Here is a 15,514-nt window from a genome sequence, read left to right as displayed (position 1 = left end):
CCGACAGCCCAACCGGCCTCGTACCATTGCCTGCGTATTGATCCCCGACGGCGGCGAGGGCAGTCCACTGTGACCCACGACTGGAGCGACAACCGTAAGAACCTGATGCTCTTCTCCGGCCGGGCCCACCCGGATCTGGCCGAAGAGGTCGCGAAGGAACTCGACGTCAACGTCACCACTCAGACCGCACGCGACTTCGCCAACGGCGAGATCTTCGTCCGGTTCGACGAGTCGGTGCGCGGCTGCGACGCATTCGTCCTGCAGAGCCATCCCGCCCCGCTCAACCAGTGGGTGATGGAGCAGTTGATCATGATCGACGCCCTCAAACGCGGGAGCGCCAAGCGCATCACGGCGATCATGCCGTTCTATCCCTATGCCCGTCAGGACAAGAAGCACCGCGGCCGCGAACCGATCTCGGCCCGCCTGATCGCCGACCTGCTCAAGACCGCGGGTGCCGACCGCATCGTGTCGGTCGACCTGCACACCGACCAGATCCAGGGCTTCTTCGACGGGCCGGTGGACCACATGCGCGCCCAGCCGCTGCTGTGCGGCTACATCGCCGATAACTACAGCGACCACGACCTGGTGGTCGTGTCCCCCGATTCGGGCCGGGTGCGCGTCGCCGAGAAATGGGCCGACGCGCTGGGCGGTGTCCCGCTGGCCTTCATCCACAAGACCCGGGATCCGTTGGTGCCCAACCAGGTCAAGTCGAACCGGGTGGTCGGTGACGTACGCGGCAAGACGTGCATCCTGACCGACGACATGATCGACACCGGCGGCACCATCGCCGGGGCGGTGAAACTCCTGCACCAGGACGGCGCCAAGGACGTGATCATCGCCGCCACCCACGGCGTGCTGTCCGAACCGGCGTCCCAGCGCCTGGCCGACTGCGGCGCCCGCGAGGTGATCGTCACCAACACGCTCCCGATCGGCGCCGACAAGCAGTTCGATCAGCTGACCGTGCTGTCGATCGCGCCGCTGCTGGCGTCCACCATCCGGGCCGTGTTCGACAACGGCTCGGTGACCGAACTGTTCGACGGATCCGCCTAGATGTCCGTTGTCATCTACCACAACCCGAAGTGCAGCACCTCACGCAAGACCCTCGACCTGTTGCGCGACAACGGGATCGAGCCCGAGATCGTGCAGTACCTGAAGACGCCGCCGACGCGCGCGCAGCTGGTGCAGATGATCTCGGATGCGGGCATCGACGTTCGGACCGCGGTGCGAAAGCGTGAATCGCTCTACACCGAACTGAATCTCGCCGACGCCTCCGACGACCAGTTGCTCGACGCCATGGCAGAGCACCCCATCCTGATCGAACGCCCCTGGGTGGTCACCGGCAAAGGCACCCGTCTGGCGCGTCCGATCGAGAATGTGACGGAGATCCTGTGAGTTCCTGGACCGCCGCCGATCTGCCATCGTTCGACGGGCGCACCGTCATCGTCACCGGCGCCAACAGCGGCCTCGGCGAGGTGACCGCCCGCGAACTGGCGCGGGCGGGCGCGCACGTCATCCTGGCCTGCCGCAACACCGCCAAGGGCGACACCGCCGCCGCGGGGATGCCCGGCTCCGGCGGCGTGGAGGTCCGGAAGCTCGATCTGCAGAGCCTGGACTCGATCCGCGAGTTCGCCGCCGGCGTGACCGGGGCCGACGTGCTCATCAACAACGCCGGCATCATGGCCGTACCCCATGCGGTGACGTCGGACGGGTTCGAGAGCCAGATCGGCACCAACCACCTCGGGCATTTCGCGCTGACCAACCTGCTGCTGCCCAAGGTGTCCGACCGGGTGGTCACGGTGTCGTCGTTCGCCCACTACATCGGCCGGGTCAAGCTCGACGACCTGAACTGGCGGGCCCGGCCGTACTCGGCCTGGGGCGCCTACGGGCAGTCCAAACTGGCCAACCTGATGTTCACCAGCGAGCTGCAGGGTCGGCTCGAACAGGCCGGATCGCGGGTCCGCTCGGTGGCCGCACACCCCGGGTACTCGGCCACCGAGTTGCAGTCCCACACCGGCCCCACCCTGTCCGGCCGGCTCATGGTGATCGGCAACAAGCTGGCCACCACCGCCGACTTCGGCGCCCGCCAGACGTTGTACGCGGCGTCGCAGGACATACCCGGCAACACCTTCGTCGGGCCGCGGTTCGGCTACGTCGGGCCCAGCGGTCCGACCGGCCGCAGCCCGCTGGCCCGCAACCGCACCACGGCCCGCGGCCTTTGGGAACTCTCCGAGCAGCTCACCGGGGTTCCGTTCGGCCTGTAGACCTCCCGTTGTCGCGGGCGACGATTTCGGATTGCCCGTTGCAGTGGGCTACCCTGATCGGGCGTCACGGCGAGGGTGGTCCTGCCACCGTTATCGACGGAGACTTCCGCGTCACGCGGATTCTGCTCTGGCCGTGCATCGACCACCGGCCCTCGAAGGAGCAACAACAATGGCCAGCAAAGCCGCATCCAGCAACAACCTGTCCGTCAAGGTCCGCACCGAGACTGGCAAGGGTGCCTCCCGTCGCGCCCGCCGCGAGGGCCAGGTGCCCGCGGTCCTCTACGGCCACGGCACCGATCCCCAGCACCTGCTGCTGCCGGCCCATGACTTCTCCGCCGTGCTGCGCAACTCGGGCACCAACGCCGTGCTCGTCCTCGACATCGAGGGCACCGAGCAGCTGGCGCTGACCAAGGCGCTCGAGATCCACCCGATCCGCCGCAACATCCAGCACGCCGACCTGCTGGTCGTGCGGCGCGGCGAAAAGGTCACCGTCGAGGTCACCGTCACCGTCGAGGGTGAGGCCGCTGCCGGCACGCTGGTGACCCAGGACGCCAACACCGTCGAGATCGAGGCCGAGGCGCTGTCCATCCCCGAACACCTCACCATCTCGGTCGAGGACGTCGAGGCCGGCACCCAGATCCTGGCCGGACAGCTCACGCTGCCCGCCGGCGTCACCCTGGTGTCCGATCCCGAGCTGCTGGTGGTCAACGTCGTGGTCGCGCCGACCGCCGAGGACCTCGACGCCGAGGGCGCCGGTGCCGATGAGGGCACCGAGCCCGCTGAGGCCGAGGAGCCCGCCGCCGACGAGGCCGCCGACGCCGGCGCCGACGCCGAGTAGTCCACCCATCGGTGGCCGAACCGCTGCTGGTGGTCGGCCTGGGTAATCCCGGGCCGACCTACGCCAAGACGCGGCACAACGTCGGCTTCATGGTCGCCGACGTCCTGGCGGCGCGCCTGGGGGCGCCATTCAAGGTGCACAAGAAGTCCGGTGCCGAGGTGGCGACGGGTCAGCTCGCCGGCCGGCCGGTGGTGCTGGCCAAGCCGCGGACGTACATGAACGAATCCGGCCGTCAGGTCGGACCGCTGGCCAAGTTCTACTCGTTGGCACCGGGTGATGTGATCGTCCTGCACGACGAGCTGGACATCGACTTCGGCCGCATCCGGCTGAAGATCGGCGGCGGCGAAGGTGGCCACAACGGGCTGCGCTCGGTGGCATCGGCGTTGGGCAGCAAGGACTTTCAGCGAGTCCGGATCGGCATCGGCCGCCCGCCCGGCCGGCAGGATGCGGCGGCGTTCGTGTTGCAGCCGTTCAACGCCACCGAGCGCGCCGAGCTGCCGACCATCGTCGAGCAGGCCGCCGACGCCACCGAGATCCTGGTGCAGCTCGGCATCGAGGCCGCCCAGAACACCGTCCACGCCTGGTAACACCCGCGCCTTCCCGCCGAGTGGGCGTGTCGGTCCGCCGACACGCCGCGTGGCACGTACTTCTGTGCACACTCGGCAGCAGCCGGGTGCCCATCTGTGACGATGGGGACATGAGCACACGTCTCGTCGTCCAGCGCAACGATCTACACCGGACCCGCTGGGAGGATGTGGCCGCCGAACCCGTGACCGACGGCCAAGTGCGGCTGCGCATCGACCCGTTCGCGCTCACGTCGAACAACGTCACCTACGCGGCCTTCGGCGACCTCATGAACTACTGGCGCTTCTACCCCACCGGTGACGCCACCACCGGCTGCATCCCGGTGTGGGGCTTTGGGACCGTCACCGAATCCCGCAACGCGGATATCGCCGAGGGTGACCGCTTCTACGGCTACTACCCGATCGCCGACGACGTGGTGCTGCAGGCCGGCCCGGTGCACCCCGGCGGGTTCACCGACGTCTCCGCCCACCGGCGCGACCTGCCGCCGATCTACAACGAATACGTCCGCTGCGCCACCGATCCCGGCTACCGCGCCGACCGGGAGGCCCAACAGGCGCTGCTGCGGCCACTGTTCGCCACGGCGTTCCTCATCGACGACTTCCTGGCCGACAACGACTTCTTCGGCGCGCGCACCGTCATCCTGGCCAGCGCGTCCAGCAAGACCGCCTACGGCACCGCGTTCTGCCTCGGCCGACGGCGCGGCGCACCCGAGGCGGTGTCCATCGTCGGCCTGACCTCACCGGGCAACGCCGCGTTCACCCGCTCGCTGGGCTGCTACGACGACGTCATCACGTATGACGAGATCGCGGCGAACGTCCGGCTGGGACAGTCGGTCTACGTCGATTTCAGTGGCAGCGCAACGGTTCGCGAGGCCGTGCACGGGCGCCTGGACGATCTGCTGCGGTACGACTGCGCCGTCGGCGCCACCCACTGGGACACCCTCGGCGGCGCGCCCGACCTCCCCGGGCCCGCATCTGAGCTGTTCTTCGCGCCGGCCCAGGGCGCCAAGCGGGTGGCCGACTGGGGCACCGACGGATTCCAGCAGCGCCTGGGTGCGGCGTGGGATGCGTTCATGGAGCCGGTCACTCGGGAGCGGGATCCCTGGCTCACGGTGGTTCGCGGAAAGGGCGCCCACGCCATCGAAAAGTGTTATGCCGCATTGCTGGACGGGAAGGTTCCCGCGACCGAGGGCCACGTGCTCTCGGTGTAGTGACTCACTCCGCCCTCGGCGTGAACGTGCATGCATATGCAAATACTCGGCCCGGATCTACATATGGATGCACACTCGCCGCGGAAGGCTCAGGGCCGGACGGTCAGGATCTGCGAGACGGAGCCGACGGGCCCGCGTTCGTCGTGCAGGATCGTGTGGGTGAGCCCGATCCCGTTGTGCCCGAACGAAACGCTGGTGTCGAAACCCAGCCATTCGGTGCGGGGCTCGTCGAAGAGGTGGACGGTCAGGTCAAGGTTGGGGTAGGCCACCTCGGTGGGGTCCACCCGCACCGCCATTCCGTTGGCGATGTCGAAAAGCGTTGCCGCGGAGGCGAGTTTGCTCACCGGTTCGCCCTCGAGCAGCGGCTGCGCGGTCCGCACCCAATACGACGCCCGGCCCGGCCCCAGGTCCAGGCGACGCACCTCGGCCGACGCGATGTAGCCGCCCGGCCATACCGTGGTGGGATCCCACGACGGCATCTCGCCGGGGCCGGGAATGGCGGGCAGCGGTGACCCGGCCAGCGCCGCGGTGTCCCGGGTCTGCATCAACCAGGCGCGCGCGATGACGATGGTCCTGCCGTCGTGGCGCAAGGTCGCTTGCACGAGTTCGATGGTCCGGCCGCCGCGCAGGACCTCCACGGTGGTCTCGACGACGCCGACGGGAACGGTGCCGAGGATGTCGAAGCTGACCCGGCCGACGACCGAGCCGTCGGACCGCCGGATGTCCCGGTCCGTCTCGATGCAGTGCACCAGCAGGCCGAACGACGGCGCAATGTGTTGCTCTGCGATGTTCCAGGCCCCACCGACGTGCTCGGTCGCCCGGAACATCGACTCCGAGAGCCGTTCGAAGTACGCCATGCGGCTACCAGGACAGGACGATGCCCGACCGGTTGTTGTTGCGCGGGATGGTGTCCGCGACATTCGGCGCCAGCGTGGTCGGGACGGCCTTGATCGAAACGCTTCCGTTCGTCTGGCACCGGATGTGGCTGCCGGCGTCCTGGCACGTCGGCTGCGCACCGGCAACGGGGGACGAAATCAGCGGAGCCGCAACCACACTCGTCGCCAATATTACCGCCGTACACGCACTGCGGATGGTCACAATCTCACTCCCTGACTCGAAGCGCCCCTCAAGGGCAGGACGATGCGAGAACCCGGGCGGCCGGATCCAGCATCAGGTTCGCGCGCCCGACGTTGCGGAACGCATCGTCGCGGGCCGCATCCACGGTCGGTCCGGCGCCGCCGGCCACGATGCCGCTGCCGTCGTCGGCGCCCACCGAGACCACGCAGAACACGTCGTTGGTCACCTCGTCGGAACTGCACTGCTGGGCACCGGCATCCTGGCAGGCGGCGATCAGCGCGGCGGACGCGGCGTCATTGGTGGGACCGGTGGCCGTGAAACCCACGAGCGTTCCACCGCTGAGGCCGGAACCGACGGCCCGGGAGATGTTGCCGTCCTCGACCACACCGTCGGGGCCGCCGGCCGCCGCCGGTCCAGCGGTGAGCACCGCGACGAACACGGCGGCGAAGGCGACGGAGGCCCGACGGACGACGGTCATGTACTTCCTCCTGCGACGAGTGTGCGTAGAAGTCCACCGGCGGCGGCGTGTCGGCGGACCAACACGCACGCTCAGCGGTCAACTGGCTGCAAGAAAGACTAGGTGACCAGGGCGACCGAGTTGGCGCGGCGCAGCTTGCCCGACGGGGTCTTCGGGATGGTGCCCGGGCCGAGGACCACGACGTTGCGGGGCCGCATGTCGACCTCGGCGACCACCTCGTGCGCCACCTGATGCTCGATCCGGCGAACTTCGGCCGGATCCTTCCAGTCGTTGGATTCGACTGCGACAGCGAAGGTTTCGCGCGAATGTCCGGCGTCGAGACGGACGGCCACGGCGCAGCCGGGACGCACACCCGCGACCCGGCCGGCGGCCCGTTCGATGTCGGTCGGGTAGATGTTGCGCCCGGCCATGATGATCACGTCCTTGACGCGACCACACACCACGACGTGACCCGCATCGGTCAGGTAGCCCAGATCACCGGTGTCGTACCAGCCGTGCTCATCCTGCGCGGGGATGAACCCACCCATGGTGGTGTATCCCGGCGTCACGCATTCGCCGCGGAGCTCGATGACCCCGACGCCGCGCGGGCCCGCCACGTTGCCGTGCTCGTCGACGACGCGCGCCTCGAGATCGGTGAGCAGCGGGCCGAGGCTGGCCAGCCGGCGGGTGTTGCCCTTGGTGGCCGGGACCGCCTGGCGCAGTGCGGCCAGCAGGTCGGCGTCCACCTCGTCGACCACCAGTCCGGCGTCGCACTCGGAGAACGACACCGCCAGCGTGGTCTCGGCCATGCCGTAGGCCGGCAGGACCGCGGAAGGCTTGAGGCCGAACGGTTTTCCGGCATCGATCAGATCGTCGACGTCGGCCGGGTCGACGGGCTCGGCGCCCGAGAGCGCGAAGCGCAGGGTGGACAGGTCGAACTGACCGGGTTCGGCCTGCTTGCGCAGCCGCTTGGCGAACAGCGCGTAGGCGAAGTTCGGCGCCGCGGTCATGGTGCCCTTGTACTTGTCGATCAGCTTGGCCCACAGCAGGGTGTCGCGCAGGAAGTCCATGGGTGTGACCTTGACCAGCTCGGCGCCGAAGTACATCGGGATGGTCAGGAAGCCCACCATGCCCATGTCGTGGAAGCACGGCAGCCAGCTGACCATGACGTCGGTGTCGACGTCGTACTTCGCGCCGATGAACATGGCCTCGGCGTTGGAGTAGATGTTGCGGTGCGTGATGTGCACGGCCTTGGGAGATCCGGTCGAACCGGACGTCAGCTGCATCAGCGCCAGATCGTCCTCGCCGGTCTCCACCGGGTCGATGGGCTCGGAGTCCAGCAGCTCGGGCACCGAGAGCACCAGGACGCCCTTCTCCTCGAGCACGGGGCCGGCGACGGTGAACGGCTCGGAGATGATGACGGCCTTGGCCTCGATCATGCCGACGACGTTCATGGTGTCCTCGGCCCAGACCGCCAGGTCGGTGCGCGGGGTGGGTTGGTGCAGCATCGTCAGGCTGGCGCCGCGCATCCACAGCGCCTGCGCCGTCGGGGCGATCTCCACGGGAGCACCGACGAGGACGCCGACGGCGTCGCCGGGGCCGATGCCCGCGGCCGCCAGACCGCCGGCGATGCGCCGGGCACGTTCATGGACCTCGCCCCACGTGTGGCGGACGGGTTCGTGCGGCTCTCCCGTGACCATGCCCCTCGTGCTGTTGCGGGCGTTGTAATACATCTTGTCCGTGAACCTGCTCACGCGGACCTCCTCGGATTCCGGAGCGACGCTGCTACGGGCGATGACGCGATCCCGCTCTCCATGGTCCGCCGGAAGCCGGGCTGCCAGAAGAAGGCGCGCGCACACAATTGAGCGGCGGTTAGGTATCGGATTGGCTCAGAGCCGCCACTGCGGCCACAACGCTGTGCGCCATCGGTGTCACCGATGGACGAACTCACTACGACGCGACTCTTCACCGTCGGCCATCTTAAACTCCTCTTAAGTATTGGACAAACTGAACCGGCGAGCGTGCACCGTTATGCATTTTCCGGCGAGCGAAATACACAAGGCTGCACCTTCGCGGGAGCGAGCGACAGGTTCAGGCGCCGGAAGCGGGCACTACGCGCGCGCCGTGCACCGGCCCACTGGCCACCCGTACCGTTCGGCAGACGCCGGCACCGGCCAGTTCCGAGCCCACCTGCACCGCCGCCGCGGCCGATGGACACAGGAACGCACAGGTCGGACCGGACCCGGACACGATTCCGGCCAGGGCACCCGCCTCGGTGCCGGCGCGCAGCGTGCGACGCAGCTCCGGGTCCAGGCTCAGGGCCGCGGCCTGCAGCTCGTTGCCGAGCAGCGGGGCCAACGCCGTCGGATCCCCGGTGGCCAGCGCGGCCAGCACCGGCTCGACCTCCGCGAGCCGCGGGGGGTCACCGGCGGCGCGCAGCTCGTCGATCTCGGCGAACACCTTGGCGGTCGACAGGCCGCCGCGGCCGAACGCCAGCACCCAGTGGAACGTGTTGCGGGCCAGCACCGTGGCCAGCTCTTCACCGCGGCCGGTTCCCAGCGCGGTGCCGCCGTGCAGGGCGAACGGCACATCACTGCCCAGCTGCGCGGCCAGCGCATGCAGATCGCGCCGGGGTACCCCCTGCTCCCAGAGCGCATTGATGGCCACCAGCACCGCGGCCGCGTCGGCGCTGCCGCCGGCCATCCCGCCGGCGACGGGGATCGCCTTCTCGATGGTGATGGCGACATCCGGAGCGCGGCCCAGGTGGTCGGCGATGAGCTCGGCGGCCTGCCAGGCCAGATTCCGCCCGTCGACGGGCAGCTCGCCGGCGCCCTCGCCGACGACGTCCAGTGACATCACGTCGGCGGTGCGCACGGTGATCTCGTCGAACAGCGAGACCGCGTGGAAGACGGTGGTCAGTTCGTGAAAGCCGTCGTCGCGGCGGTCGCCGACGGCCAGATACAGATTCACCTTGCCCGGGACCCGCACCGTCACCGACCCGGTGGGCACCCATTCGGGAGCGGTATTGCCGTCGGACGCCGTCACCGCACGAGACTAACCGTGCGGTGCCGACGGATGCGGTCCAGGTGAACCGCGATTACAGCGACGGCGTGTGCTGGTGCGCCTGCTCGGACTCACCGGAACGCTGCAGCAGCCGGACGAACTCGACGACCGACAGCGTTTCGCCACGCCGGGCCGGGTCGATGCTGGCGGCCAGCAGCCGGCTGGCCGACTCGTTGCCCGATCCCGCCCACTCCAGGAAGGCGTTCCTCGACGTCTTGCGGCGTTGCGCGAAGGCGATGTCGATGAGCTCGAAGACCTGATCCCGGAAACCTTGCTCGGTGGGCCACGGTGAAGTGTCGTACCGGTCGATGCGCACCAGCCCCGAGTAGACGCGCGGGATCGGCCAGAAAACGGTCGGTGAAACCATTCCGTAGCGGCGGACCCGCCCGTAGAACCGGGCCTTAACTGAGGGCACGCCGTACTCTTTGCTGCCCGGCTCGGCCGCCAGCCGCTCGGCGACCTCCGCCTGAACCATGACCATGACGGTCCGGATACTCGGGAATTCGGCCAGCAGGTGCAGCAGCGCCGGGACGGCGATGTTGTACGGCAGGTTGGCGACCAGAGCGGTGGGCGGCGTCTCCAGGTCGGCCTGACGCAGGGTCAGGATGTCCTGGTTGAGCACCGTCAGGCGATGGATCTCGCTGTGCGAATGCTCCGCGATGGTACGCGGAAGGCGTTGCGCCAGAACGGGATCGATCTCGACGGCGGTGACGTTGGCACCCCGGTCCAGCAGACCCAGTGTCAGGGACCCCAGGCCCGGCCCGACCTCGATCACCGAGTCGGACTTGTTGATGCTCGAGGCCGACACGATCCGGCGGACGGTGTTGGCGTCGTGGACGAAGTTCTGCCCCAACGACTTACGCGGCCGGAAATCCAATTCCCGCGCCAGATTCCTGATCTCGGTGCGCCCGAGCAGCCGGATCGTCATCGCACACCTACTCTTCCACTACACACTGGCCATGCTCCCCAACCCTGGCTGGCTTGTGTCACGGTCGCGATCGCGATCTGTTCTTCACGGGTTGCCAGGTCTGCCCGAGAAGCATAGCGCAGGCCCCCCTGTCTTTCCCAGGTGTTTTGGTCAAATTGAACGCCACCGTAAAAACCGTTACCTGTATTGATGGCCCAATTCCCGCCCGATTCGCACTGCGCCAGGGCGTCCCAGGCTCCGCCGTTGCTCACCGGCGGCACCTCGGTACCGGGTTTGCTGCCCACCCGCAGGACCGAATCCCGCGCGGGCGTGACCACCACGTTGGCGACCGGCAGCCGGCCCGTTTCGACGCCATTGACCGTGGCCACGCTGAACGTGACGTCCTGGACGCCGGGTGTGCCGGGGTCCTCGACCACCTGGCGGCTGATGTTCATCGTCGGATCCTCGATGCGCTGAGCGTTCGGGATCAGCGGTTGACGCTCGGTCACCTTGTTCACGCGCACCCGGGTCACGTGGATCTGCATACCCGGGGTGACCGGGGAAGATGCCGGTGGGACGACGGTGTCCTGCTGCAGCAGCGGCGCCCCGGCTGCGGCCAGCAGTGCCCCGACGTCGGGGGCGGCCAGCCGCACGGTGCTGGCGACGCCGCCGTCGTCGATCGAGACGGTCTTGGCGCTGACCACCGGCAGGGCCATCCCCGCCAGCGGGACGCGGGTGCCGCGCGAGGCGGTGGCGGGAGCGGTGTCGGTCATGGCCAGCTGCGCCAGGGCCTCGTCGACCGTGGAGGCCGTGGTCCAGACCTGCTTGGTGCCCTGTCCGTCCAGCGAGATGTCCAACGGCCGGCTGCGCCGCAGCACGATCGTCTGACTGTCACCGACCTGCTGGTCGGCCGCGGGGTAGATGTCGTCGCGATCGCCCACCTGGAACCCGCTCTCCCGGACGATGTCGATCACGCGGGACTTCATGGTGGTGATGGTCTGCGATGCGCCGTCGACCTCGAGCGTCACGGTCTTGTGCGCGCCGACGGCGTACCCACCGGAGGCACCGAGTGCGACGAGCGTCGCCGCGGTCACCGCCCGCAGGAGCGGCGACCTGGACTGGTGCAGTTTGGTGATGATGTTCAACGTCGGTACCCACAGCTCTTCATGCGCGTATCGGCCCCACCGGGGCCTCTTGATTGATCACAAGATGGTAAAGAAGTTGACTGTGTCGCAGCAAGCTGGCGGCTCGACTCTCAACACACGCTTAATCCAGCGCATACACCTTCCGGGCGGTTGCTGAAGCGGCGGCCGCAACGTCGCCCGCAGGCCGGTCCCGCAGTTCGGCGAGTGCGCGCACGGTGTAGGGCAGGCAGTACGGCTCGTTGGGCGCACCCCGGTACGGATGCGGGGTCAGGAACGGCGCATCCGTCTCCACCAGCAGCTGATCGTCCGGGATCAGTCGGGCCGCTTCGCGCAGCGCGTGCGCGTTCCGGAAGCTCACCGAACCCGACAGGCTCAGGTACCAGCCGGCGTCGACGCACACCCGCGCCATCTCCGGCCCGGACGAGAAGCAATGGAAGATCACCGCGTCGGGAGCTCCCTCGGCCCGCAGTACGTCGAGCACCATGTCGTCGCCGTCGCGGTTGTGGATCATCAGTGGCTTGCCGACCCGCTTGGCCAGGTCGATGTGCCAGGCGAAGGCCTCCCGCTGACGCGCGGGTTCGGCGCAGCCGTCGAGTCGTCCGGGCCAGTACAGGTCGATCCCGGTCTCCCCCACCGCGACGACGCGCGGATCGGTCGCCAGTGCCGCCAGGGTGGCCTCGGCGTCGGCGTCCAGCGCGTCGGCCCGGGTCGGATGCAGCGCGACGGCGGCGTACACCCGTCGATCCCAGTGCGCGGCCCGCACCGCCCATTGCGCCGCGTCCAGATCGTCGGCGATCGTCACCACCGCCGTCACCCCGACGGACTCGGCGCGGTCCAGGATCGTGGCCACGTCGGCGGCGTCGACGGCACCGCACGCATCCAGATGGGTGTGGGCGTCGACGAGCGGGCCCAGCGGTTCGGGCGGGGGCGGTGGGGGCCGTTTGGAGCTCACCACGAAACAATAGAGTTGTAGCCCTCATGACCCAGCAGAAGTTCTACGTGACCACGGCGATCGCCTACCCCAACGGTGCACCCCATGTCGGGCACGCCTACGAATACATCGCCACCGATGCCATCGCCCGGTTCAAGCGACTCGACGGCTTCGACGTGCGCTTCCTGACCGGCACGGACGTGCACGGCCTGAAGATGGCCCAGACCGCCGAGGCCGAGGGCATTCCCACCGCCGACCTGGCGCGGCGCAACTCCGATGTGTTCCAGCGTCTGCAGGAAAAGCTCGGCATCTCGTTCGACCGGTTCATCCGGACCTCCGACGCGGACCACTACGAGGCGTCCAAAGCGATCTGGCAGGCGATGTCGGATTCCGGTGACATCTATCTGGGCAGCTATGTGGGCTGGTACTCGGTACGCGACGAGCGGTTCTTCGCCGAGGACGAGACGGAGGTGACCGCGGACGGCAGCCGGATCGCCACCGAGACGGGCACGGCGGTGACCTGGACCGAGGAACAGACCTACTTCTTCAAGTTGTCCGCCTACGCCGATCGACTGCTCGCGCACTACCGCGATCACCCGGAGTTCATCGCGCCGGAGGTGCGCCGCAACGAGGTGGTCAGCTTCGTCTCCCGTGGCCTGATCGATCTGTCCATCTCCCGCACGACCTTCGACTGGGGGGTGCCGGTGCCCGGCCACCCCGATCATGTGATGTACGTCTGGGTGGACGCGCTGACCAACTACCTCACCGGAGTGGGCTACCCCGACACCGATTCCGCTGCGTTCCAACGGTATTGGCCGGCCGATCTGCACATGATCGGCAAGGACATCATCCGGTTCCACACCGTGTACTGGCCAGCCTTCCTGATGTCGGCCGGAATCGCGCTCCCCCGAAGGGTTTTCGTGCACGGCTTCGTGCTGAACCGCGGGGAGAAGATGAGCAAGTCGGTGGGCAACGTCGTCGATCCGGTCGATCTGGTCGATGCATTCGGCCTCGACGCGGTGCGCTATTTCTTCCTGCGCGAGGTGCCGTTCGGCCAGGACGGCAGCTACAGCGAGGACGCGATCATCGGCCGGATCAACGCCGATCTGGCCAACGAGTTCGGGAACCTGGCCCAGCGCAGCCTGTCCATGGTGGCCAAGAACCTGGACGGAATCGTCCCCGCCCCGGGCGAATTCACCGACGCCGACGCCGCGCTGCTCGCGCAGGCCGACGCACTCCTGGAGACGGTGCGCGGCCACTTCGACAATCAGGCCATGCATCTGGCCCTGGAGGCCATCTGGCAAATGCTCGGGGCAGCCAACCGGTACTTCTCGGCGCAGGAACCCTGGGTGCTGCGCAAGTCGGAGGCCGCCGACGCCCAGCAGCGCTTCGGCACCGTCCTGTACACCACGCTGGAGGCGGTCCGGATCGCCGCCCTGCTGGTGCAACCGGTGATGCCCACGTCGGCGGGCAAGCTGCTCGATCTGCTGGGTCAGCCCGCCGCACAACGAGATTTCCGCGCGGTGGGGAATCGCCTGACACCGGGCACCGCGCTACCCGAACCCGCCGGGGTGTTCCCCCGGTATCAGGCGGAGTGAGTCGAGGAACCAATGGCGGATACCGAGAACGACGCCTTGCACCCGAAGCTGGAGAACATCTACGACGAGGTGATCCGCCGCAACGGCGGCGAGGTGGAGTTCCACCAGGCTGTCTACGAGGTCTTGCACAGCCTCGGACCGGTGGTGGCCAAGCACCCGGAGTACGCCGACAGCGCGATCATCCGCCGGTTGTGCGAACCGGAGCGGCAGATCATCTTCCGGGTGCCATGGGTCGACGACGCCGGCGTCGTCCAGGTGAACCGCGGCTTCCGGGTGGAGTTCAATTCCGCGCTCGGACCGTACAAGGGCGGCCTGCGCTTCCACCCGTCGGTCTACCTGGGCATCGTGAAATTCCTCGGCTTCGAACAGATTTTCAAGAACTCGCTGACCGGCATGCCGATCGGCGGCGGCAAGGGCGGGTCGGACTTCGACCCGAAGGGCCGCTCGGACGGCGAGGTGATGCGCTTCTGCCAGTCCTTCATGACCGAGTTGTACCGGCACATCGGCGAATACACCGACGTGCCCGCCGGCGACATCGGCGTGGGTACCCGCGAGATCGGTTACCTGTTCGGTCAGTACAAGCGGATCACCAACCAGTACGAATCCGGTGCCCTGACCGGTAAGGGGCTCACCTGGGGTGGCTCACAGGTGCGCACCGAGGCCACCGGCTACGGCACGGTGTTCTTCGTCGAGGAGATCCTGCACAGCACCGGGCAGAGTTTCAACGGCAAGAAGGTGGTGGTGTCCGGGTCGGGCAACGTGGCGATCTACGCCATCGACAAGGTCCAGAAACTCGGCGGCACGGTGATCGGCTGCTCGGACTCGACGGGCTACATCGTCGACGAGTCCGGCGTGGACGTGGAACTGCTCCAGGAGATCAAGGAGATCAACCGAGGGCGGATCGCCGACTACGCCGACGCCCGGAAGAGCGCGATCTTCGTGGCCGACCGTAGCGTGTGGGAATTGGGCTGCGACATCGCGTTGCCGTGCGCAACCCAGAACGAGCTGACCGCCGCCCATGCCGAATCGCTGATTCGGCAGGGCTGCCAGATCGTGGCCGAGGGCGCCAACATGCCGTGCACGCCGGAGGCGGTCAAGCTGTTCGCCGACGCCAAAGTGACGTTTGCGCCGGGCAAGGCGGCCAACGCCGGCGGCGTGGCCACCAGCGCGCTGGAGATGCAGCAGAACGCCTCCCGCGACTCGTGGACGTTCCGCGACACCGAGGACCGGCTGGCCAAGATCATGCGGCGCATCCACGACCGCTGCCTGACCGTGGCCGACGAGTACGAACAGCCCGGCAACTACCTGGTCGGGGCGAACATCGCCGGCTTCATCCGCGTGGCCGACGCGATGGCGGCGCTGGGCGTCATCTGACGCCCCGGCGTGATGTGAACCACATTTGCGGGCGGTTCTGTCACACGGCGGTGGTCGGCGGTGTCTGT

15 protein-coding genes and 1 pseudogene are annotated in these 15,514 nt (G+C 68.1%); 8 read left to right on the top strand and 8 right to left on the bottom strand.

Features of this window, described 5'->3' with window-relative positions; all coding sequences use genetic code 11:
- The first annotated feature begins 69 nt into the window (after positions 1–69).
- The 6 genes from U0R18_RS08245 (at position 70) to U0R18_RS08220 (ending at position 4,894) form a co-directional block, all read left to right on the top strand.
- Positions 70–1,050, top strand: a complete 981-nt coding sequence (locus tag U0R18_RS08245) for a ribose-phosphate diphosphokinase (protein ID WP_526367727.1) — start codon at positions 70–72, stop codon at positions 1,048–1,050.
- Positions 1,051–1,392 carry an arsenate reductase (glutaredoxin) gene (arsC, locus tag U0R18_RS08240; protein ID WP_526367726.1) on the top strand — a complete coding sequence of 114 codons (342 nt, stop codon included), beginning with the start codon at positions 1,051–1,053 and terminating at the stop codon, positions 1,390–1,392.
- Complete coding sequence (locus U0R18_RS08235; protein WP_526367725.1) at positions 1,389–2,261, top strand: SDR family oxidoreductase; 873 nt, start codon at positions 1,389–1,391, stop codon at positions 2,259–2,261. The genes arsC and U0R18_RS08235 overlap by 4 nt, the downstream gene beginning before the upstream one ends.
- 169 nt (positions 2,262–2,430) lie before the next feature.
- Positions 2,431–3,099 carry a 50S ribosomal protein L25/general stress protein Ctc gene (locus U0R18_RS08230; RefSeq protein ID WP_526367724.1) on the top strand — a complete coding sequence of 223 codons (669 nt, stop codon included), beginning with the start codon at positions 2,431–2,433 and terminating at the stop codon, positions 3,097–3,099.
- Positions 3,100–3,110: 11 nt separating this feature from the next.
- On the top strand, positions 3,111–3,686 hold the full coding sequence (gene pth / locus U0R18_RS08225; protein WP_526367723.1) for an aminoacyl-tRNA hydrolase: 576 nt from the start codon (positions 3,111–3,113) through the stop codon (positions 3,684–3,686).
- A gap of 110 nt (positions 3,687–3,796) precedes the next feature.
- A complete protein-coding gene (locus tag U0R18_RS08220; RefSeq protein ID WP_526367722.1) occupies positions 3,797–4,894 on the top strand; it encodes a DUF2855 family protein in 1,098 nt (365 codons plus the stop codon).
- A gap of 89 nt (positions 4,895–4,983) precedes the next feature.
- Here the strand turns inward: U0R18_RS08220 and U0R18_RS08215 are convergent, their stop codons facing one another.
- The 8 genes and pseudogenes from U0R18_RS08215 to U0R18_RS08180 form a co-directional block, all read right to left on the bottom strand.
- Positions 4,984–5,751, bottom strand: coding sequence for an acyl-CoA thioesterase domain-containing protein (locus U0R18_RS08215; protein WP_526367721.1), 768 nt, complete (start codon positions 5,749–5,751; stop codon positions 4,984–4,986).
- 4 nt (positions 5,752–5,755) lie between these two features.
- Positions 5,756–5,992, bottom strand: coding sequence for a hypothetical protein (locus U0R18_RS08210; protein WP_526367720.1), 237 nt, complete (start codon positions 5,990–5,992; stop codon positions 5,756–5,758).
- 28 nt (positions 5,993–6,020) lie between these two features.
- Positions 6,021–6,449, bottom strand: coding sequence for a hypothetical protein (locus U0R18_RS08205; RefSeq protein WP_526367719.1), 429 nt, complete (start codon positions 6,447–6,449; stop codon positions 6,021–6,023).
- A gap of 98 nt (positions 6,450–6,547) precedes the next feature.
- Positions 6,548–8,182 (bottom strand): fatty acyl-AMP ligase, encoded by a 1,635-nt coding sequence (locus U0R18_RS08200; protein WP_526367718.1) that lies wholly within the window; start codon positions 8,180–8,182, stop codon positions 6,548–6,550.
- Between the two features lie 337 nt (positions 8,183–8,519).
- Entirely contained in the window at positions 8,520–9,473 is a 954-nt protein-coding gene (locus tag U0R18_RS08195) for a 4-(cytidine 5'-diphospho)-2-C-methyl-D-erythritol kinase (protein ID WP_526367717.1), read from the bottom strand.
- 9 nt (positions 9,474–9,482) lie between these two features.
- Positions 9,483–10,419 (bottom strand): annotated as a pseudogene (rsmA, locus tag U0R18_RS08190) (16S rRNA (adenine(1518)-N(6)/adenine(1519)-N(6))-dimethyltransferase RsmA).
- Positions 10,416–11,543 (bottom strand): transglycosylase family protein, encoded by a 1,128-nt coding sequence (locus U0R18_RS08185; RefSeq protein ID WP_526367716.1) that lies wholly within the window; start codon positions 11,541–11,543, stop codon positions 10,416–10,418. The pseudogene rsmA and the gene U0R18_RS08185 overlap by 4 nt, the downstream one beginning before the upstream one ends.
- A 121-nt stretch (positions 11,544–11,664) precedes the next feature.
- Entirely contained in the window at positions 11,665–12,495 is an 831-nt protein-coding gene (locus tag U0R18_RS08180) for a TatD family hydrolase (protein WP_526367715.1), read from the bottom strand.
- 26 nt (positions 12,496–12,521) lie between these two features.
- Here U0R18_RS08180 and metG point away from each other — a divergent pair, with 26 nt between their 5' ends.
- Together metG and gdhA are read left to right on the top strand one after the other, a co-directional pair.
- Positions 12,522–14,072 carry a methionine--tRNA ligase gene (gene metG, locus U0R18_RS08175; protein ID WP_526367714.1) on the top strand — a complete coding sequence of 517 codons (1,551 nt, stop codon included), beginning with the start codon at positions 12,522–12,524 and terminating at the stop codon, positions 14,070–14,072.
- A gap of 12 nt (positions 14,073–14,084) precedes the next feature.
- Positions 14,085–15,446 carry an NADP-specific glutamate dehydrogenase gene (gene gdhA, locus U0R18_RS08170; protein WP_526367713.1) on the top strand — a complete coding sequence of 454 codons (1,362 nt, stop codon included), beginning with the start codon at positions 14,085–14,087 and terminating at the stop codon, positions 15,444–15,446.
- The last annotated feature ends 68 nt before the right edge of the window (positions 15,447–15,514 follow it).

The organism is Mycobacterium sp., assembly GCF_046330795.1.
Classification (GTDB): Bacteria; Actinomycetota; Actinomycetes; order Mycobacteriales; family Mycobacteriaceae; genus Mycobacterium.
The sequence above is the reverse complement of the archived record's forward strand: the minus strand, read 5'-3'. Positions and strand labels throughout refer to the sequence as shown.